19 protein-coding genes and 2 tRNA genes are annotated in these 16,850 nt (G+C 71.4%); 11 read left to right on the forward strand and 10 right to left on the reverse strand.

Annotation, left to right across the window (positions count from 1 at the left end):
* Nucleotides 1-553: 553 nt before the first annotated feature.
* The 3 genes from ACIBF7_RS35765 (at nt 554) to ACIBF7_RS35775 (ending at nt 1,535) form a co-directional block, all read left to right on the forward strand.
* Nucleotides 554-958: a hypothetical protein gene (locus tag ACIBF7_RS35765; RefSeq protein WP_397199131.1), complete on the forward strand. Its 405-nt coding sequence runs from the start codon at nt 554-556 to the stop codon at nt 956-958.
* A gap of 173 nt (nt 959-1,131) precedes the next feature.
* Entirely contained in the window at nt 1,132-1,305 is a 174-nt protein-coding gene (locus ACIBF7_RS35770; RefSeq protein ID WP_246639496.1) for a hypothetical protein, read from the forward strand.
* Nucleotides 1,306-1,310: 5 nt separating this feature from the next.
* Nucleotides 1,311-1,535 (forward strand): hypothetical protein, encoded by a 225-nt coding sequence (locus tag ACIBF7_RS35775; protein ID WP_148029319.1) that lies wholly within the window; start codon nt 1,311-1,313, stop codon nt 1,533-1,535.
* Here the strand turns inward: ACIBF7_RS35775 and ACIBF7_RS35780 are convergent.
* On the reverse strand, nt 1,532-1,999 hold the full coding sequence (locus ACIBF7_RS35780; RefSeq protein ID WP_397199132.1) for a group II truncated hemoglobin: 468 nt from the start codon (nt 1,997-1,999) through the stop codon (nt 1,532-1,534). The genes ACIBF7_RS35775 and ACIBF7_RS35780 overlap by 4 nt on opposite strands.
* A gap of 55 nt (nt 2,000-2,054) precedes the next feature.
* Here ACIBF7_RS35780 and ACIBF7_RS35785 point away from each other — a divergent pair, with 55 nt between their 5' ends.
* Nucleotides 2,055-2,633 carry a class I SAM-dependent methyltransferase gene (locus tag ACIBF7_RS35785; RefSeq protein WP_397199133.1) on the forward strand — a complete coding sequence of 193 codons (579 nt, stop codon included), beginning with the start codon at nt 2,055-2,057 and terminating at the stop codon, nt 2,631-2,633.
* On the opposite strand, the gene ACIBF7_RS35790 is transcribed toward ACIBF7_RS35785, so the two are convergent.
* The gene (locus ACIBF7_RS35790) at nt 2,630-3,205 is read right to left on the reverse strand and encodes a hypothetical protein (RefSeq protein ID WP_148029316.1); all 576 of its coding nucleotides are present in this window, start codon (nt 3,203-3,205) and stop codon (nt 2,630-2,632) included. The two genes, ACIBF7_RS35785 and ACIBF7_RS35790, sit on opposite strands and share 4 nt — an antisense overlap.
* Before the next feature lie 192 nt (nt 3,206-3,397).
* On the opposite strand from ACIBF7_RS35790, the gene ACIBF7_RS35795 reads away from it, so the two are divergent.
* Nucleotides 3,398-4,717 (forward strand): glycoside hydrolase family 6 protein, encoded by a 1,320-nt coding sequence (locus tag ACIBF7_RS35795; protein WP_271280200.1) that lies wholly within the window; start codon nt 3,398-3,400, stop codon nt 4,715-4,717.
* On the opposite strand, the gene ACIBF7_RS35800 is transcribed toward ACIBF7_RS35795, so the two are convergent.
* Genes ACIBF7_RS35800 through ACIBF7_RS35815 form a run of 4 tightly spaced genes read right to left on the reverse strand, consistent with a single transcriptional unit; the run spans nt 4,714 to nt 8,278 of the window.
* Nucleotides 4,714-5,301, reverse strand: coding sequence for an ATP/GTP-binding protein (locus ACIBF7_RS35800; protein WP_148029314.1), 588 nt, complete (start codon nt 5,299-5,301; stop codon nt 4,714-4,716). The genes ACIBF7_RS35795 and ACIBF7_RS35800 overlap by 4 nt on opposite strands.
* Nucleotides 5,282-5,632 (reverse strand): DUF742 domain-containing protein, encoded by a 351-nt coding sequence (locus tag ACIBF7_RS35805; protein ID WP_219543950.1) that lies wholly within the window; start codon nt 5,630-5,632, stop codon nt 5,282-5,284. Before ACIBF7_RS35805 ends, ACIBF7_RS35800 begins: the two co-directional genes overlap by 20 nt.
* The gene (locus ACIBF7_RS35810; RefSeq protein ID WP_148029312.1) at nt 5,629-6,054 is read right to left on the reverse strand and encodes a roadblock/LC7 domain-containing protein; all 426 of its coding nucleotides are present in this window, start codon (nt 6,052-6,054) and stop codon (nt 5,629-5,631) included. The genes ACIBF7_RS35805 and ACIBF7_RS35810 overlap by 4 nt, the downstream gene beginning before the upstream one ends.
* Nucleotides 6,047-8,278: a nitrate- and nitrite sensing domain-containing protein gene (locus ACIBF7_RS35815; RefSeq protein WP_271280201.1), complete on the reverse strand. Its 2,232-nt coding sequence runs from the start codon at nt 8,276-8,278 to the stop codon at nt 6,047-6,049. Before ACIBF7_RS35815 ends, ACIBF7_RS35810 begins: the two co-directional genes overlap by 8 nt.
* A 293-nt stretch (nt 8,279-8,571) precedes the next feature.
* Between ACIBF7_RS35815 and ACIBF7_RS35820 the strand changes: the two genes are divergently transcribed.
* Nucleotides 8,572-8,874, forward strand: a complete 303-nt coding sequence (locus ACIBF7_RS35820) for an EthD family reductase (RefSeq protein ID WP_148029310.1) — start codon at nt 8,572-8,574, stop codon at nt 8,872-8,874.
* On the opposite strand, the gene ACIBF7_RS35825 is transcribed toward ACIBF7_RS35820, so the two are convergent.
* Entirely contained in the window at nt 8,846-9,523 is a 678-nt protein-coding gene (locus tag ACIBF7_RS35825; protein WP_148029309.1) for a class I SAM-dependent methyltransferase, read from the reverse strand. The genes ACIBF7_RS35820 and ACIBF7_RS35825 overlap by 29 nt on opposite strands.
* Nucleotides 9,524-9,656: 133 nt before the next feature.
* On the opposite strand from ACIBF7_RS35825, the gene ACIBF7_RS35830 reads away from it, so the two are divergent.
* From ACIBF7_RS35830 to ACIBF7_RS35845, 4 genes are all read left to right on the forward strand, one after another.
* Nucleotides 9,657-10,745 carry an AAA family ATPase gene (locus ACIBF7_RS35830; RefSeq protein ID WP_397199134.1) on the forward strand — a complete coding sequence of 363 codons (1,089 nt, stop codon included), beginning with the start codon at nt 9,657-9,659 and terminating at the stop codon, nt 10,743-10,745.
* Nucleotides 10,742-11,968, forward strand: coding sequence for a VWA-like domain-containing protein (locus tag ACIBF7_RS35835; protein ID WP_397199135.1), 1,227 nt, complete (start codon nt 10,742-10,744; stop codon nt 11,966-11,968). Before ACIBF7_RS35830 ends, ACIBF7_RS35835 begins: the two co-directional genes overlap by 4 nt.
* The gene (locus ACIBF7_RS35840; RefSeq protein WP_397199136.1) at nt 11,965-12,702 is read left to right on the forward strand and encodes a hypothetical protein; all 738 of its coding nucleotides are present in this window, start codon (nt 11,965-11,967) and stop codon (nt 12,700-12,702) included. The genes ACIBF7_RS35835 and ACIBF7_RS35840 overlap by 4 nt, the downstream gene beginning before the upstream one ends.
* 201 nt (nt 12,703-12,903) lie before the next feature.
* Nucleotides 12,904-13,707 carry a hypothetical protein gene (locus tag ACIBF7_RS35845; protein ID WP_397199137.1) on the forward strand — a complete coding sequence of 268 codons (804 nt, stop codon included), beginning with the start codon at nt 12,904-12,906 and terminating at the stop codon, nt 13,705-13,707.
* Nucleotides 13,708-13,720: 13 nt separating this feature from the next.
* On the opposite strand, the gene ACIBF7_RS35850 is transcribed toward ACIBF7_RS35845, so the two are convergent.
* Complete coding sequence (locus ACIBF7_RS35850) at nt 13,721-15,313, reverse strand: peptide chain release factor 3 (protein ID WP_397199138.1); 1,593 nt, start codon at nt 15,311-15,313, stop codon at nt 13,721-13,723.
* A gap of 198 nt (nt 15,314-15,511) precedes the next feature.
* On the opposite strand from ACIBF7_RS35850, the gene ACIBF7_RS35855 reads away from it, so the two are divergent.
* Nucleotides 15,512-16,435 (forward strand): CPBP family intramembrane glutamic endopeptidase, encoded by a 924-nt coding sequence (locus tag ACIBF7_RS35855; RefSeq protein ID WP_397199139.1) that lies wholly within the window; start codon nt 15,512-15,514, stop codon nt 16,433-16,435.
* A 109-nt stretch (nt 16,436-16,544) separates the two neighbouring features.
* Here ACIBF7_RS35855 and ACIBF7_RS35860 read toward each other — a convergent pair.
* Both ACIBF7_RS35860 and ACIBF7_RS35865 read right to left on the reverse strand, forming a co-directional pair.
* A tRNA-Met gene (locus ACIBF7_RS35860) sits at nt 16,545-16,618 on the reverse strand.
* A gap of 139 nt (nt 16,619-16,757) precedes the next feature.
* Nucleotides 16,758-16,834 (reverse strand) — tRNA-Met (locus ACIBF7_RS35865).
* Nucleotides 16,835-16,850 lie beyond the last annotated feature (16 nt).

Raw genomic sequence — 16,850 nt, forward strand, 5'->3', positions numbered from 1 at the left:
TCCCAACCAAAAAGGAATCCGTCACAGAAATACATGACGGGGTTGTGCATCATGCACTGGCTTTTAACACACTGTTGAGTTCTCAAGAAACGGACACGTACACCCCGGCAAGACCCGACCAGCGGCCCCCGCCGAAGAGGCGTTCATTTCGTCTTTGTGTTACCAATCTTCGCAGCCCCCCAAGTTCGTGTCAAATTGACGCGAACCCCATCGAGCTTCAAAAATCGGCAACCGCCCCGTCTCCGAGGCAACCCCTCTACCTTACCGGCCGATCCGGACAGATGCGAACCATCCGGACGATCAGTGTGGAGTGGGACTCGCCGGGCTTCTCCGGGACTCTGGTGAGTCCGTGGCTGCCCGTGCCTGAGCAACTGTAGCAGCCTCCAAGACCATCTCGGGCCCACAGAGGTAATCATCAGGTCCTTCCCTCCCCAGGGGACACCCAAACCTCACTGGTCCGGGAGGGCCCAGGGCAAGCGAACAGCAAGTGGTCCGCAATGCCCCGGCGGTACGAATTGCCACGAGCAGTCCCGCGCTCTCGGAGGTGTCCGGCATGACCCGCTCGGAATACGACGACATCCGTGCTTTCCTCGCCGACCCGGCGACCCAGGCGGGTGACCTGCTGGACGTGGCGAGGACCCTGGTGGAGGACCTGGAGCAGGCCCGCATGCGCGAGGCGATGCTGCGGACGCACTACCTGCGGCTGCTGACCGCCGCTCGCGCGACCGTGGCCGCCGAGTACGCCGGCGCGCCGGACCCGTTGACGTTCGTCAGGCACGAGCTCGACGAGCGGGGGCAGCTTCCGCAGCCCGGAGAGGCCGTGCAGCGCATCCTGTCGGACGCCCAGGCGGCGGCCGCCCTGCTCGCCTGCCTGGCGGAGCAGCAGACCAAGCCGCGCCCCCGTGACAGCATGCGGCTGCGCCGCTGCGTCGGCCCGGTCCGCAGCCTGCGTCGCTGACTTCCGCCGTGATCCGCACGGCGCGCTCTCAACAGACGAGCTGCTTCCGCCCGTGCCCCCGCGCGGCTTGCTCTCGACAGGCGGGCTGGGACGGCAAACAACGCGGCGGTGACCCAACGCATACCCGGGCTTGGGGTGGTGACTGTAAGACTGCGCATATGTGGCAGAGAGGGATGAATTGGGCGGCCATCGCGCTGGTAGCCATATTCAACCTGATGTGGCTGGGCGTGGTCGTCTACGCGGACGTGACCTCCACTTTCTGGTCGCGCGCCACCCAGGTGGTGGTCGCCCTGTCCCTGCTCGGCTGGGCCGCCAGGAAGACGGTCGAGATGATCGGCAAGGCGTGAGTTCGATGAGTGAGCAACCGTACGAGATCGGCAAGGATCTGGGGGACGACCCGCAGCAGTCGTGGGCCGCGATGTACGAGGACGTGTTCCCCCAGCAGCACCAGATCGTGGAGATCGACGACGAGATCCCGCGTGGCATCTCCAGATGGGTGGACGAGGAGGACCCCCGCGAGTCCGACACCTTCATCGACCCCATGGAGGTCGAGGACCCGCCGCAGCTGGAGTTCTAAGGCTGGTACGGAGGAGCGACGCCCCAGCCCCACCGTGGCACCGGCGCCTGTCGCGGCGGCGTGGCGCCGGGCTGCGAGTTGGTGCGGGCGATCCTGGTGCCCCATTCGATGTAGCCGGCGAACGCGGCCCTGAACTCGGGGTCGTCCGGCAGCCCCACCTCGTCGGCGGCGTCCATGAGCAGGCTCACCCACCGGCGCCGCTGCTCCTCGGTGATGCCCCGGTTGAGGTGGTGGGCCAGCATGTGCGAGTATCCCCCGCGTTCGCCGGTGTAGCGGGCGGGCCCGCCGAACACCTCGCCCAGCCACATGGCCACGTACCGGGGATGGCCGGGATCCATGTGCGCGAACAGCGGCCCTATCAGGTCGTCCTTCACGACCTGGCGGTAGAAGACCTCGGTCAGCCGCTCCAGCGCATCCGTGCCGCCGGCCCATTCGTAAAGCGTCGGTATGCCGTCTTCGGTCATGTAATCATGTAATCATCATGATGTCGGCCCGGCAACACCTCCGATACTCGGATCCATGACCTTCGATCACAACGACCACTACCACCCTTTGCTGCTCCGCCATCTCCCGGCGGGCGCGGCCACCGCGCTCGACGTGGGCTGCGGCACCGGGCTGTTCGCGCGCCGGCTGGCCGCCCGTGGTGTGGTCGTGGACGCGATCGATCCGTCGCCGGAGGTCATCGAGGCGGCGCCGCGCGCGGCGGGTGTCCGATACGCGCGCGCCGACGTCACCGCCATGGACCTGCCCGAGGCCCACTACGACTTCATCTCGTGCCTGGCCAGCCTGCACCACGTGCCGTTCGAGACGGTGGTCAGGTTGCGTGCGGCGCTCGTGCCCGGTGGGGTGCTCGCGGTGCTCGGCTGTTACCGGGAGAGCACCGCGGCCGACCACCTGACCAGCCTGGCGGCCGTCCCGGTGAACGCCGCCGCGCGCCTGGCGCTGAGCCGCCGGAGCTCCGCACCGGTGAAGGCGCCGGTCAGGCCGCCGGTGATGACCCTCGGCGAGGTCAGGGAGCACACCGCCCGCCTCCTGCCCGGCGCCCGGGTCAGGCGCCTCCTCTTCTGGCGCTATCTGCTGGTCAGCCGCAGGCCCTAGAAGTCCTCGCACGTCGCGTACCAACTGTCGGAGAGCCGGTCGACGGACGAGAACCGGTAGGTTCTCAGCCGCTCCCCGTGCACGTACGTGAGACCGCAGAACTCCAGCCAGCCTCCCGACCCGATGACGCCCAGGTCGGCCCGGTCGACGTGGCGCACGGCCCGCCCGACCGGGAAGAGCCCGACCCATTCGACGCCGAGCCCGCTCTCGGCGTCGCCCACCGTGACGCTGTCGGGATGCAGCGGCAGCGACCGTACGTAGGCGGTCAGCGCGGGCTCCGACACCGCGAACGCCGCGCGCATCGGCAGGTCGGCCGCGACGGTCGCGCAGGTGAGCGCGGCGACGAGCGGCGCGACCGCGATGCCGGGGCTGCGGCGGTAGCGGGGGACGCAGAGCAGGACGATCCACAGGGCCGTCGTCAGGATCCAGAACAGGACCGCGTAAGACAGGACATAAAGGCTGCCGCCGGGAAAGACCATCGCGATGAGGGTGAGAAGGGCCGCGAGTGTGGCCGGCGCCACGAGCCAGAGCCACCGCACCCTGCCGGTGGAACCCGTCACGGGGACACGCACACACGGGACCCTAGCAAGAGCAGGCCGGTTGACCGGCGCGATCGCCGTCAGTCGTAATCCCGCTTGAAAGTTTCAGCCGCTCATCGGCCTCCCGCCTGTGCCTTTGCCTTCCGGCGGCCGATCGCGCTTCTGGCGGGAGGCGGGGGCTCCCTACCATGCGTGGGAGCGCTCCCATATCAGGACGGAGTTTCCATGTCTCGTAGAAGGCCCGTGCTGGCCGCCCTCTTCACCGCGGTCGCGACCGCCGTGGCGGGGGCGGCCGTCTTCACCTCTTCCGCCGTCCAGGCCGCCGACTCGGCGTTCTACGTGGACCCGGAGACGAACGCCGCCAAGTGGGTGGCCGCCAACCCCGGCGACAGCCGCGCCCCGGTGATCAGGGACCGGATCGCCGCGGTCCCGCAGGGCCGCTGGTTCGCCACGTACAACCCGTCCACCGTCCGGGCGCAGGTCGACGCGTACGTGGGCGCGGCGTCGAGGGCGGGCAAGATCCCGATCATGTCCGTGTACGCGATGCCGAACCGCGACTGCGGCGGCCCGAGCGCGGGCGGGGCGCCGGACCACACGGCGTACCGGGCCTGGATCGACCAGATCGCGGCCGGTCTCGGCGGCCGCCCGGCCACGATCGTGCTGGAGCCGGACGCCCTGGCCATCATGTCGAACTGCATGAACTCCACCGAGCAGGCCCAGGTGCAGGCGTCGATGTCGTACGCGGGCCAGCGGTTCAAGGCGACGTCGTCGCAGGTGAAGGTGTACTACGACATCGGGCACGACGCCTGGCTGTCGGCCGGGGAGGCGGCGAACCGGCTGCGCGGCGCCAACGTGTCCAGCAGCGCCGACGGCATCGCGGTCAACACCTCCAACTACCGCTCGTCGCCCGGTCTGGTGTCGTACGCGAAGAGCGTCATAGCGGCGACCGGCGACTCCAGACTGCGCGCCGTGATCGACACCAGCCGCAACGGCAACGGCCCGGCCGGGAGCGAGTGGTGCGACCCCGCGGGCCGCGCCACGGGCACGTGGAGCACCACGGCGACGGGCGACTCGATGATCGACGCGTTCCTGTGGGTGAAGCCGCCGGGTGAGGCCGACGGCTGCATCGCGGCGGCGGGCCAGTTCGTGCCGCAGCGCGCCTACGACCTGGCCATCGCGGCGGGCGAGCCGACCCAGACGCCCACCGTCACCCCGACGGTCACCCCGACCGTGACCCCGACCGGCCAGGGCTGCGCCGCGGCGTTCACGATCGTCAACAGCTGGCAGGGCGGCTTCCAGGCCGAGGTCACCGTGCGCAATACCGGCGCGTCGGCCATCTCCGGCTGGCAGGTCGGCTGGTCCTTCGCCGGCGGCCAGTCGATCTCCCAGCTCTGGAACGGCGACCTGAGCTCCTCCGGTTCGTCCGTGACGGTCGGCAACCTCGGCTGGAACGGCACGGTCGCCGCGGGCGGCACCACCACGTTCGGCTTCCTGGCCAACGGCTCGGCCGCCACCCCGGCGCCGATCGCCTGCACAGCCCGCTAGCGGACCTCCATGGCATGGGTGACGAGCATGGTCAGGACCTCTTTGACCGAGGACCGGTTACGCGCGTCGCACATGATGACCGGAGTCGTCTCGTCCAGTCCGACGGCCCGCCGCACCTTCCCAGGATCGTGCCGGCGGGCCCCGTCGAAGCAGTTCACCGCGACCACGAAGGGGAGCTTGAGCTGCTCGAAGTAGTCGACGGCCGGGAAGCAGTCGGCCAGCCTGCGGGTGTCGGCGAGCACGACGGCGCCCAGCGCGCCGAGCGCGAGTTCGTCCCACATGAACCAGAAACGGTCCTGCCCTGGGGTGCCGAACAGGTACAGCCACAGATCCTGGCGGATGGTGATGCGGCCGAAGTCGAGCGCCACCGTGGTGGCGACCTTCCGCTCGACGCCGGACACGTCGTCCACGCCCACGCCGCGGTCGCTGAGGAGTTCCTCGGTGTGCAGAGGGCGGATCTCACTGATCGTGCCGACCATGGTGGTCTTGCCCACGCCGAAGCCGCCGGCCACCAGGATCTTCAGGGCGGTCGCGGTGAGCGTCCCTCCGGAGGGCCGGGGGCGATCAAAGCCTGCGAATTCCATGCAGTACATCCCTGTAGGTACGTTCATCGATCGACTGGTTGGCGGGCTTCGGCGGGGTGATGCTCACGAGCCCCTCGCGCCGCAGGTCACCGAGCAGCACGCGGGTGACGTTGAGCGGCAGGCCGAGCCCGGCCGCGACATCGGCCACGGGGGTCGGCCTGCGGCAGATGCGCAGGATGGTGTGATGCTCCGGGTTCAGCACGGACGGCTCCTGCGGCAGGTGGACCGTGGCGACGATGGCCACCAGGTCGAACGCCTCGCCCTGGGGCCGCGCCCGGCCGCCCGTGAGACCGTACAACCGGATCAGAGGCCCCGGATCGTCGTCTGTCACGGTGTCATCCCGTTCCACACCGGCGCGGGCGCCGCGCCTCTCGGCAGCGCGGTCAGGTGCTCGCCCACGCGCCGGACGAGCAGGGCCATCTCGTACGTGATCAGGCCCAGCTCGGAGTCGCCCGCGGCCAGGACCGCCAGCCGGGCGCCCTGACCGGCCGCGGTGACGAACAGGAAGCCGCCTTCCAGCTCGATGATCGTCTGGCGGACGCCGCCCATGCCGAAGTGCCGGCCCGCGCCCATCGCGAGGCTGTGGCTGCCTGCCGCGATCGCCGCGAGGTGTTCGGTGTCCTCCCTGGTCAGCCCCTGGGACCCGCCCATGGTGAGGCCGTCGGCGGACAGCAGGATCGCGTGCCGCACTCCCGCGACCCGGTTGGCCAGGTCGTCGAGCAGCCAGCTCAGCTCAGATCTCGCGTCAGCCATGGGAGTCCCTTTCGTCGCGCACGTCGCGGTCGCCGTTCGTCTCCCTGCGCGCCTGCCGCCAGCCCTCCTGCATGGAGGTCATGAGGCTGAACAGTTCCTCGGGGGCGCGGGCGGAGACCTCGGGCTCCTGCTCCGGACGTGTTTTCCTTAGTTGTGGTGCCAGATGTGCCTGGCGTACCCGGACCGGCAGGCCGTCCAGGTCGTCGTCCGGTTCCGTCTGCCGCGGGATCGGCCCGGTGGGCGGGTCGAGCGTCCGCACGGGGCCGGACGCGCGCACCTCCCTGGGCGGCGGGGGCGGGACCTGCCGGACGGGTTCGAACAGCGACTGGCTGAGCTGCGACGGGACCGGCGCGCGCTCCGCGAGCATGCACGTCGGCAGCATCACGATCGCGGTCGTGCCGTCGTACGGGGACGGGCGGAGCGTGACCTTGATGCCGTGCCGCGCGGCCAGCCGGGAGACCACGAAGACGCCCATCCGGTCGCTGCGCGCCAGGTCGAACTCCGGCGGGGTGATGAGCTGGGCGTTCAGCTCCTCCAGGGTGCCGGGGTTCACGCCCAGGCCGCGGTCCTCGATCTCCAGGGCGAAGCCGTTGGCCGCCGTGAGACCGCGTACCTGCACGCTGGTGTTGGGCGGCGAGAAGGCGGTGGCGTTCTCCAGCAGCTCGGCGACCAGGTGGATGACGTCGGTCACCGCGCCGCCGGTGAGCAGCGGGCTGTCCGGCATCGGCTGGATGGTGACGCGCGTGTAGTCCTCCACCTCCAGCGCGGCGCTGCGTACCACGTCGAAGATCGGCACCGGGTCCCGCCAGCGGCGGCCGGGGGCGGCGTCGGACAGGATGATGAGGTTCTCCGCGTGGCGGCGCATGCGGGTGGTGAAGTGGTCGAGCTTGAACAGGCCCTCAAGGGTGTCCGGGTCCTCGGCCTTGCGCTCCATCGCGTCCAGCAGCGAGAGCTGGCGGTGCAGCAGCGCCTGGTTGCGGCGGGCCAGGTTCAGGAAGACCTGGCCGACGCCCTTGCGCAGGGTGGCCTGGCCGACGGCGGCCTCGACGGCGGTGCGCTGCACGGCCGAGAACGCCTGCACCACCCGCTCCACCTCGGCGGTGCGGGCGCTCTCCAGCTCCGGCGTCTCGGCCGGGTCCACCTCCTCGCCCTTGCGCAGCCGCTCGACCAGCCGGGGCAGCCGCACCTCGGCCAGTTCGACGGCCGAGCCCTGCAGCTTCTTCAGCTCGTTGACCAGCGACCGGCCGAACCGGTACGAGAGCGCGATCGACAGCACCACGGCCAGCAGGCCCAGGCCGACGACCAGGACGATGCGCATCAAGCCGGCGAAGACCAGGTCCTCGCCCTTGGCGGAGGCGCGGGCCAGCTCCTTGGCGTAGTTGTCGCTCAGGATGGTGTGGACGGCGCCGGCGTCCCGCCGCCACGATTCGGCCAGGATCGGCGGCTTGCCGCTCTTGTTCCAGTGGAAGACGGCGTCCTCGGCGGTGGTGAACCGCTGGTAGGCGGGCTCGGCCAGCAGTTGCTCGTGCCAGACCCGCAGCTCGGGGCCCATGTCCCGCTCGGCGTTCACGAGCTGGACGCGGCGGCCGGCCATCGCCGCGACGAACGCGCCGTGCTCGGCCCTGGTCATCTCGCCGCGCTGCAGCGCCGGCGTGAGGATGGCGTTCTCCCTGGCCACGTACTCGTCGACGGCGCCGTAGTAGCCGAGGCCGCGCAGCACCCGGTACGAGGAGACCGCGGTGATCATCTCGGTGCCGGCGAACTGGCGGTTGGCGACGCTGATGACGTTGTTGAACTTCTCGGTGGTGGCGAGCACCGGCACCTGGTCCAGGTCGGCGCCGGCCCGGATGCTGGGCAGCCCGTCGAGCTCGCCGAGCAGGTCGCGCACCGCGTCGGGCGGGGTGCTGACGTCGCCCATCAACGTGGCGGCCACGTCCCTGATGCGGGCCACGGCCTGGTCGGTGTGCTGGCGCTGGGTGCCGAGCTGGGCGTTGCCCGACGTGTTCCCGGCGGCCTCGGCGGTCAGCTGCCGTTCGCGTTGCAGCTGGGTGATCAGGTCGCGGGAGGGGACGCCGACGGCGTCCCACTCGCTGCGGCTGCCCGCGAATCCGGAGGTCTCGCCCACCATGGTGTACGCGATGTAGATCCATAAGCCGATCAGCGAGACCAGCGGGACGATGAGGATGCGGACCAGCTTGGAGCGGATCGGTGGGGCGGCTCTCATACGCTTCATCCAATCCGCGCGTGCCTGCGCATAGTCGATGCCGTAGAGGCGGCGAGTGCCTGCAGAGCACTCCCGCGACGGATGCGCGCTGTGATTTGCCCCACTATGCCGCTGAGGGTCACGGGCTACAACCCGGCGTCACAAAAGTTGAGAGTTTGATATCCAACTCGCCACATACTCGCGTTTACAACCGTTTGTCATGATGTATCGCGTCGTGGTCCGCACTCCTGGCCGGGGCTACCGCTCACGGCCCCGCCGATGTTGGATCGAGGCAACCGACATCTGGAGGCGTCATGGCGTACCAGCTCCTCGCGCTCTACCACCACCCGGAGAGCACGGCCGCGTTCGACAAGCACTATGACGAGGTGCACGCGCCCCTCGCCGCCCGGCTGCCCGGCCTGCGCTCCTACACGGCCACCCGGCCCGGGGGCGCGGAGCCGGCCTACTACCTGGTGGCGGTGCTGACGTTCGACGACGAGGCCGCGTTCAACACCGCCATGGGCAGCGACGTCGGCCAGCAGGCGGTGACGGACCTGGCGAACTTCGCGGGCGCCGGCGTCACGATGCTCACGGGCCCGGCGGACACTGTGGTCTGACGGCGCGCACAGCAAGGATCAACGGCACGGGATGCTCGCGCGGCTCTGCCAGCCGCTCGATCACCAGCCCGGCGTCGATGAACGCGTTGATGAGGTCGGGCAGCGGGACGTGGCTCATGCCGAGCCTGTCCCTGATGCCGCCCTCCCGCCACCACGGCCCCTTGGGATGCCATCCCGTCCTGCGGTAGGTGGGGTGGATGGTCACGGCGCCGTCCTCGCGCTTCTCGATGTGCGGGCCGTTGAAGCAGGGATGCACCCCGTAGAACAGCAGGAGGCCGCCCGGGCGCAGCACCCGGGCGGCCTCCTTCGTCAGCGCGGCGAAGTCGGGGATGTCGGTGGACACCCAGAGGGCGGCGACGGTCCCGAACGCGCCGTCACGGAACGGCAGCGCGTGGCCGTCACCCTGGAACAGCGGCGCCGGATCCCTGCGGCGCGCGAGCCGCAACTGGTCGGCTGACCGATCGAGCCCGACGACGGTCCTGCCGGTCGCGCGGATCGCGTCGAGATACTGGCCGGTGCCGCAACCCAGGTCCAGGCATGGGCCGTCGCCCGGGCCGAGCAGCTCGGCCAGCTCGGGCGCGTTCCCTGCGGCGCCTTCGGCGTTGAACTCGTCGTACCACTCGGCCAGGCCGTCGTAGCGAGCGCTCATGATCCAGTCATACGTCGACGCGCTCGTGGCCGCGCGGGGCGACATCATTTCGGACACCTCCACCTCCGTCAACCGTAGTTGACCGCTTTCCGAGGGGTCAACTATGGTTGACGCGACACCTTGGAGGATTCCCATGACGAAGAACGACAGCGTGCGCACGGCCCTCGCCCTGGCGGTGCGGGCGGATCTGCCCGTCCTGCTGTGGGGAGCGCCGGGCACCGGCAAGACGTCCGCCGTCGTCGCGCTCGGGCGGCAGCTGGACCTGCCGGTGGAGGTGGTCGTCGGATCGGTCCGCGAGCCCGGCGACTTCGCCGGTCTCCCGGTCGTCCGCCAGGAGGGGACGTGGTTCGCGCCGCCGCGCTGGGCGGAACGGCTGGCGTCCGCCGGGTCGGGGCTGCTCTTCCTGGACGAGCTGACCACGGCGCCGCCGGCGGTGCAGGCGGCGATGCTGCGGGTGGTGCTGGAACGCGCCGTGGGCGACCTCGTACTTCCCGAAGGGGTGCGGATCGTGGCCGCCGCGAACCCGCCGGACCTGGCCGCGGACGGCTGGGAGCTGTCGGCGCCGCTCGCGAACCGGCTCGTCCACCTGGACTGGGAGGTCTCGCCCGTGGACGTGGCCGACGGCCTGGCCCACGGGTTCCCCGAGCCGGACGCCGTCCGGGTCGTCCCTCCGTCGCGGGCGGGGGTGGCCGCCGCGAAGGCGCGGGTCGGCGCCTTCCTGCGGGTCAGGCCCGAGCTGGTGCTCGCCGTGCCCGGTACGCCGGAGCGCGCGGGCAGGAGCTGGCCGAGCCCGCGCAGCTGGGAGATGGCCGCGATCGCGCTGGCCGCCGGAGAGGCCAACGCGGCCACCGAAGCGGGGGTGGCGGCGCTGGTGATCGGGGCGGTGGGCGAGGCGGCCGGGTTCGAGCTGCTGTCCTGGCTGCGCACGCTGGACCTGCCCGACCCGGAGACCCTGCTGGACGACCCCGATGCGCCGCTGCCGGATCGGGCGGACCGGCTGCACGCGCTGCTGGGCGGGCTGGTCGCGCACGTGGTGGCCGACGGCGGCGCAGTGACCTGGGAACGCGCCTGGACGGTGATCGGCCGGGTCTCGAAGACGACGCCCGACGTGGCCGCGGCCTCGGCGCGGACGCTGGCCGCGAACCGGCCGGCCGGGGCGGACCTGCCCTCCGCGCTCCTCGACCTCGCGCCGATCCTGCGATCCGCGGGCCTCATGCCATGAACCCCGTGGACCGTACCCCCGACGTGCTGCGGCGTTTCGCCGAGGCGCGGGTGTGGGCCGCCGCCCGCGCGCCCTACCTGGCGAGCGCGCTGTTCGCGCTGAGGCCGGTCGTCCTCGAACCGTATCTGGACGACGTGACCGGCGAGCCCGTCGCCGACGCCGAGTTCCGCGCCTTCCCCACCGACACCCGGTGGCACGTCCACCTCGACCCCGGCACGACCCTGGCCACGCCCGCCGGAGAGATCGGATGGTGGCTGCTGCACCACATCGGCCACCTCGTCCGCCACCACGCCGCCCGCTCCCCCGGGCCGTCACCGCACTGGATCCAGGCCGCCGACGCCGAGGTCAACGACGATCTCGAAGCCGGCGCGCCCGCAGGGGTGATCTCCCCGCGCGCCCTCGGCCTGCCGGAAGGGCGGATGGCGGAGGAGTACCTGTCGCTGATCGAGGTTCTCGACGCCGCGCACCGCCGGGGCGGCCGCCCGCTCGCCGAGCTGATCGACTGCGGCAGCGCGGCGGACGGGGTGGAGCGCCCGTACGAGATCTCCGGCGGAGGGCTGGACGGCGTCGAGCGCGACATCCTCGAACTCGCGATCGCCCGCGAGATCGAGACCAGGGCCGCCGCCCGGTCTCCGGTGGCCGGCGGGTGGCGGCGCTGGGCCGGGGAACGCCTGCGTCCCGCCGTCGACTGGCGGGCCGAGCTCGGCGCGCGCGTCCGGCGCGGCGTAAGGCAGGCCTCGGGACGGGTGGACTTCTCCTACCGCCGGCCCGCGCGGCGCCCGCCCGTGAACGGCGTGGTGCTGCCCGCGATGGTCGCCCCGGCGCCCGAGATCGTGCTGGTCGCCGACACCTCAGGCAGTATCCCGCAGCCCATGCTGACCCGGTTCCTCGCCGAGATCACCGCTCTCGCCCGGGGTCCCGGACGGCGGCTGCGGGTGATCTGCTGCGACCTGCACGCGCACCCCGTCCAGACCGTACGCAGGACGGAGGACATCGAGCTGACCGGCGGAGGCGGAACGGACCTGCGCGAAGGCATCACCGCCGCCCTGGCCCTGCGCCCGCGCCCCGACCTGGTCGTCGTCCTCACCGACGGGCAGACCCCGTGGCCGGAGCACCGGCCGCCCGTCCTCGTATTGGTCGGCCTCGTCGGCACCGGACGACCGCCCGCCTGGGCCCACACCGTCACGATCCGAGACGAAGACCTCGACCGGGAGAGATCATGAGCATCGCCTACGCCGACCGCCCCGAGCCCGAGGACCTGCACGAGTGGACCGCCCGCGGGTTCACCGTCGCCGAGGCGCGGCGCTGGATCGGCGGCGGGTTCCCGCTGGACACCGCCGAACGATGGCGGGCCGGCGGTGTCCACACCCCCGATCAGGCCCTCGCCTGGCGCACCGCGGGCCTCTCCCCGTACACGGTGCAGCCTCTCCTGCGGGCGGGCATGACGCCCCGCGACGCCGTGCGCTGGCACGAACTCGGCTACCCGCACGCGGAAGCGGCCGAGCGGCACCTCGCCGGGGAGCGTCCCGGCCCGCGCGGGTGGCTGCGCACCCTGCTCCGTTCCCGCTCGCCCCGGCCCAGCGCGCTCGACGGCGAGCAGCGCGAGACCATGCGGGCGCTCCTGGAAGGCGGTGTGCCCGCCGCGACGGCCCGTGCCTATCTCGACGCGGGATGGACCGGCGCCGTGGCCGTGTCCTGGGCGGAAACCGGCATCGACCCGGCCGGCGCGGCCGTCTACCGCGCCATCGGCTTCACTCCTGCCGAGGCCGCCGCCCTGGCCGGACGCGGCGTCGACGCGCTCGGCCTGATGCGGGACTGGTGGGACGCGGCGATACCGCGTACCGAGGTCGCCGCCTGGGTGGTCGCGGGGTTCTCGGCCGCGGACGCCGCCCGCGCCCGCGAGGCGGGCACGACAGCCGAGCAGGCGGCCGTGCTCCGCGCACTCCGGGGCGATTGAGCGATGCCAGGGGTGAACTCGACCGCCCGCTCCTCCGTACCTCTCCATGACCGTGGCTTCCCGAGAGACAGAGCCCTGGACAGCCGCAGGAGGTGCTGATGGCGTAAGGACCCCCATGCCCCGACCGGCGCCCTCCGAGGGAGACCCCGGAGGGCGCCGGCTTGTGGACACGGGTCCGGTCTCGCCGCGACCATGCTTCGTATGGCCCGTTTACAGGCAGCAGCCGTCGTCGAGGCGATCCCCCGCGACTGGTTCGAGGAGTACGTACGCGCCCTGCTCGACCGCGCGGAGGACCTGCGCACGGACGAGGAAGGCTGGATCCAGGGCGACGAGGACCTCGCCGACGTCGCGCTCATCGAGGGCGACCACCTGACCGCCGGCGCGCGCTACCAGCGCCACACCGACCCGCCGGAGGGCGAGGACGGGAACGGCACCACCAGCGAGCTGCTGATCACCTCATGGGAGCGTACGAGAGAGGTGAGCGCGGCCGTCACCACCTGGCACCCCGACGACCAGAAGACCACGTGGACGGTGAAGCTGTCCGACCCCGGCGCGCCGCGGTCGCTCGTGGCCGGGGGCGAGCACCACGCCGCCAAGCGCCTCCACCTGCTGTCGTGGGCCGCTCGGCTCGACTTCCGGCAGTGGTGGCGCCAGGTGGAGGGCGGAGGCGGGCAGGCGCCGGTGACCGTGCTGCTCCGTCATCACTACGGGCAGGCGCGCCTGCTGGTCAGGGCGGCGGCCGAGGGCGGCGGGAAGTGGTGGCTCGGCCTCACGGTGGTCGTGCGGGGACGCGGCTGGGTCCGGCCGCTCGCGGCGGTCGGCCTGCTGTTCGTGCGGAGCAAGCTGGAGGCCAAGCTCCGTGAGGCGGTCGCCGAGATCGCCGAAGACTGGAACGCGGACATCCCCGAGCTGCTCAAGTATGACCCTCGCGACGCCGGGATCCGGGTTCCGGAGCTGCGCCGGGACCGGGAGGAACTGGACCGCTGGCTGGCGGAGAACGGCTAGCGGCGCGGGCCGGTCAGCGCTGCTCCCGGCTGGTGTCGGCGATCAGCGGCTCCAGGGTCAGGCCGGGCTGGTCGCGGGCGATCGTGCGCATCCGCCACTGGTCGGTGAACACCGCCAGCATCGCCTGGTCTCCGGAGCGGATCAGCACCTCGCAGCCGCGCTCGCGGTCGAGGGCCGGCGCCGAGGCGGCGTCGGTGCGGCGGGCCAGCGTGTAGTCGAGCCGGTCGAGGCTGATCTCGGCGCCGAACTCGGCGGCCATGCGGTGCTGCACCACCTCGAACTGCATCGGCCCGACCGCCGCCAGCACCGGCGCCTGGTCACCGCGCAGGTCGGAGCGGAGCACCTGGATGACGCCCTCGGCATCGAGCTGGTCGATGCCGCGCCTGAACTGCTTGGACTTGCCGGAGTCGCGTCCCCGGGCGACCGCGAAGTGTTCGGGGGCGAAGCTGGGGATCGGCGGGTAGGTCACCGGCGGCCCGTCGAACAGGGTGTCGCCGGGCCGCAACGCACCGGCGTTGACCAGGCCGACCACGTCACCCGGGTAGGCCTCGTCGAGAGTGGTGCGATCCTGGCCGAACACGCTCTGGGCGTACTTGGTGGCGAACGGCCGCCCGGTGGCGGCGTGGGTGAGCACCATCCCGCGCTCGAACCGCCCGGAGCACACGCGGACGAACGCGATCCGGTCGCGGTGCGCGCGGTCCATGTTGGCCTGCACCTTGAACACCAGCCCGGAGAACGGCGCGTCCAGCGCCCTGGGCGTGTCGTGCACGTCCGGACGCGGCGCCGGCGGCGGGGCCAGCTCGACCATCGTGTCCAGCAGCCGCGCCACCCCGAAGTTGGGCAGCGCCGCGCCGAACAGCACCGGGGTGGACTCGTGGGCCTCGAAGGCCTTCTGGTCGTGGTCGGCGCCGATGGCCGACAGCAGCGCGGTCTCCTCACCGGCGCGCCGCCAGTCTTCGCCCAGCTCGGCCAGGGCCTGCTCGTCGGTCAGCTCGCGGGTCAGCGCCTTGGTGGCGCCGCCGGGAGTCCGCTCGTAGCGGACCGCGCGCCCGGCCGGCCGGTCGATCACCCCGTGGAAGTGGCCGGCGGCGCCGATCGGCCAGGTGACCGGCGTGGGGCGCAGGCGTGTGCGGTCCTCGATCTCGTCGAGCAGTTCGAGGGCGTCGCGGCCGGGACGGTCCCACTTGTTGACGAACGTGATGACCGGGATGCGGCGGTGGCGGCACACCTCGAACAGCTTCATGGTCTGCGGCTCCATGCCCTTGGCCGCGTCGATGAGCATGACCGCGCAGTCGACGGCGGCCAGCACCCGGTAGGTGTCTTCGGAGAAGTCGGCGTGGCCGGGGGTGTCGACGAGGTTGAACACGTGGCCCCGGTAGTCGAAGCGCAGCGCGGCGGAGGTGATCGAGATGCCGCGCGAGCGTTCGATCTCCATCCAGTCGGAGGTGACGCCGCGGCGCCCGGCCTTGCCGTGGACCGCCCCCGCCTGGGTGATCGCCGAGGCGTGCAGGGCGAGCGCCTCGGTCATGGTGGACTTGCCCGCGTCGGGGTGGCTGATGACGGCGAACGTCCGGCGCCGGCCGCCTTCGCCCATGATGTCGATCATCGTCCTACCCCTGCCGTGCTCACCCCGCGGACCGCATCACTCTACCCGCGTGGCCGCCCGGCGACCGCCTGACACCTGCCGGGCCGACTCGGTACCCCTGGCTGTACCGCGGGTTGGGGCGTACGCGGGAGCGACCGGCGGGGCCGCGGCTGGTGTGCTGATCAGCGTCAGCCAAGCCACTCCCCAAGGAGCGATGTCATGTCAGTCGACAGCCCGCCAGGTGTCGATCAGCCGCCGATCCGGACCGGGATCCGGGGGTTCATCCGCCGCCGTCCGCTGATCAGCTTCTTCGTCCTGGCCAACCTGATGAGCTGGGCCGCCTGGACGCCCTACATCCTCTCGGCGACCGGTCTCGGGGTCCTGGACTTCACCTTCCCCTCGGCGCTCGGCGGCACGCAGATCCTGGGCGTCCTCCCCGGCGCGTATCTCGGTCCCATCCTCGCCGCGTTCATCGTCACGGCGGTCGCGGACGGCAGGGAAGGCGTCCGCCGGTGGATCGGCCGCATGACCAAGTGGCGGGTCAGCTGGGTCTGGTACGTCGCGACGGCCGTCGGTGTGCCCGCCGCCATCATCGTCAGCGGCCTCGCGTTGTCGGGCGGAGACATCCGCCTGCCGTCCGCCGTCATGCTGGTGGCCTACCTGCCGGGCCTGCTCATCCAGATGGTCACGACCGGCCTCGCGGAGGAGCCCGGCTGGCGTGACTTCGCCCTGCCCCGCATGCAGCACCGGTTCGGCCCGCTGGGCGCGACCCTCGTCCTCGGCCCGCTCTGGGGCATCTGGCACCTGCCGCTGTTCCTGAGCGAGTGGGGCGGGTGGCCGGACGTCACCTGGATGAGGGTCGGCGAGTTCGTCGCCTTCGCCTGCGTCTTCAGCGTGGTCGTCACCTGGGTCTTCAACCGGACCGGCCAGAGCCTTCCGCTGGTCATGCTGCTGCACGTCAGCGTCAACAACTTCATGTCGATCATGTACGCGGACGTGTTCCCTTCGCTCGCCACCGCCGAGCAGGCGTCCCACGTCACTCTGCTCGCCGGCACCACGGCGGCGCTCGTGGTGCTCGTCGCGACGCGCGGCCGGCTCGGGTACCGGCCGGAACCCGCGCCGGAGGCTGTCCATCGGAGCTGAACGCTCCAGCCAGGGACTGGGCGTGCGCGGGCCCTGCGGGAACGGGCGGCTCCGCTGCCCGGACATGCGAAACGCCCTCCGGGATGATCCCGGAGGGCGTTTCTTTTCGTAGCGGGGGCAGGATTTGAACCCACGACCTCTGGGTTATGAGCCCAGCGAGCTACCGAACTGCTCCACCCCGCGTCGGTGTGTATTGACAGTATCCCTGAAACGGGAGATCGCGCAAATCGACGGGCGCCCGCGGGAAGATCGACTTCCTCTGCCTGAAGATGGCTGTACATGCGAAATGCCCTCCAGGATGATCCTGGAGGGCATTTCCTCTTGGTAGCGGGGGCAGGATTTGAACCTGCGACCTCTGGGTTATGAGCCCAGCGAGCTACCGAACTGCTCCACCCCGCGTCGGTGTGTATCTAAA

The sequence above is a fragment of the Nonomuraea sp. NPDC050478 genome, assembly GCF_044458265.1.
In the GTDB taxonomy this organism is placed as follows: Bacteria; Actinomycetota; Actinomycetes; order Streptosporangiales; family Streptosporangiaceae; genus Nonomuraea; species Nonomuraea ferruginea.

What these genes read in the sequence shown, in the direction of transcription:
- ACIBF7_RS35765 (WP_397199131.1), top strand. Translation starts at nt 554, where the DNA reads ATGACCCGCTCGGAATACGACGACATCCGTGCTTTCCTCGCCGACCCG.
- ACIBF7_RS35770 (WP_246639496.1), top strand. Translation starts at nt 1,132, where the DNA reads ATGAATTGGGCGGCCATCGCGCTGGTAGCCATATTCAACCTGATGTGG.
- ACIBF7_RS35775 (WP_148029319.1), top strand. Translation starts at nt 1,311, where the DNA reads ATGAGTGAGCAACCGTACGAGATCGGCAAGGATCTGGGGGACGACCCG.
- ACIBF7_RS35780 (WP_397199132.1), bottom strand. Translation starts at nt 1,999, where the DNA reads ATGACCGAAGACGGCATACCGACGCTTTACGAATGGGCCGGCGGCACG.
- ACIBF7_RS35785 (WP_397199133.1), top strand. Translation starts at nt 2,055, where the DNA reads ATGACCTTCGATCACAACGACCACTACCACCCTTTGCTGCTCCGCCAT.
- ACIBF7_RS35795 (WP_271280200.1), top strand. Translation starts at nt 3,398, where the DNA reads ATGTCTCGTAGAAGGCCCGTGCTGGCCGCCCTCTTCACCGCGGTCGCG.
- ACIBF7_RS35800 (WP_148029314.1), bottom strand. Translation starts at nt 5,301, where the DNA reads ATGGAATTCGCAGGCTTTGATCGCCCCCGGCCCTCCGGAGGGACGCTC.
- ACIBF7_RS35810 (WP_148029312.1), bottom strand. Translation starts at nt 6,054, where the DNA reads ATGGCTGACGCGAGATCTGAGCTGAGCTGGCTGCTCGACGACCTGGCC.
- ACIBF7_RS35815 (WP_271280201.1), bottom strand. Translation starts at nt 8,278, where the DNA reads ATGAGAGCCGCCCCACCGATCCGCTCCAAGCTGGTCCGCATCCTCATC.
- ACIBF7_RS35820 (WP_148029310.1), top strand. Translation starts at nt 8,572, where the DNA reads ATGGCGTACCAGCTCCTCGCGCTCTACCACCACCCGGAGAGCACGGCC.
- ACIBF7_RS35825 (WP_148029309.1), bottom strand. Translation starts at nt 9,523, where the DNA reads ATGAGCGCTCGCTACGACGGCCTGGCCGAGTGGTACGACGAGTTCAAC.
- ACIBF7_RS35830 (WP_397199134.1), top strand. Translation starts at nt 9,657, where the DNA reads ATGACGAAGAACGACAGCGTGCGCACGGCCCTCGCCCTGGCGGTGCGG.
- ACIBF7_RS35835 (WP_397199135.1), top strand. Translation starts at nt 10,742, where the DNA reads ATGAACCCCGTGGACCGTACCCCCGACGTGCTGCGGCGTTTCGCCGAG.
- ACIBF7_RS35840 (WP_397199136.1), top strand. Translation starts at nt 11,965, where the DNA reads ATGAGCATCGCCTACGCCGACCGCCCCGAGCCCGAGGACCTGCACGAG.
- ACIBF7_RS35845 (WP_397199137.1), top strand. Translation starts at nt 12,904, where the DNA reads ATGGCCCGTTTACAGGCAGCAGCCGTCGTCGAGGCGATCCCCCGCGAC.
- ACIBF7_RS35850 (WP_397199138.1), bottom strand. Translation starts at nt 15,313, where the DNA reads ATGATCGACATCATGGGCGAAGGCGGCCGGCGCCGGACGTTCGCCGTC.
- ACIBF7_RS35855 (WP_397199139.1), top strand. Translation starts at nt 15,512, where the DNA reads ATGTCAGTCGACAGCCCGCCAGGTGTCGATCAGCCGCCGATCCGGACC.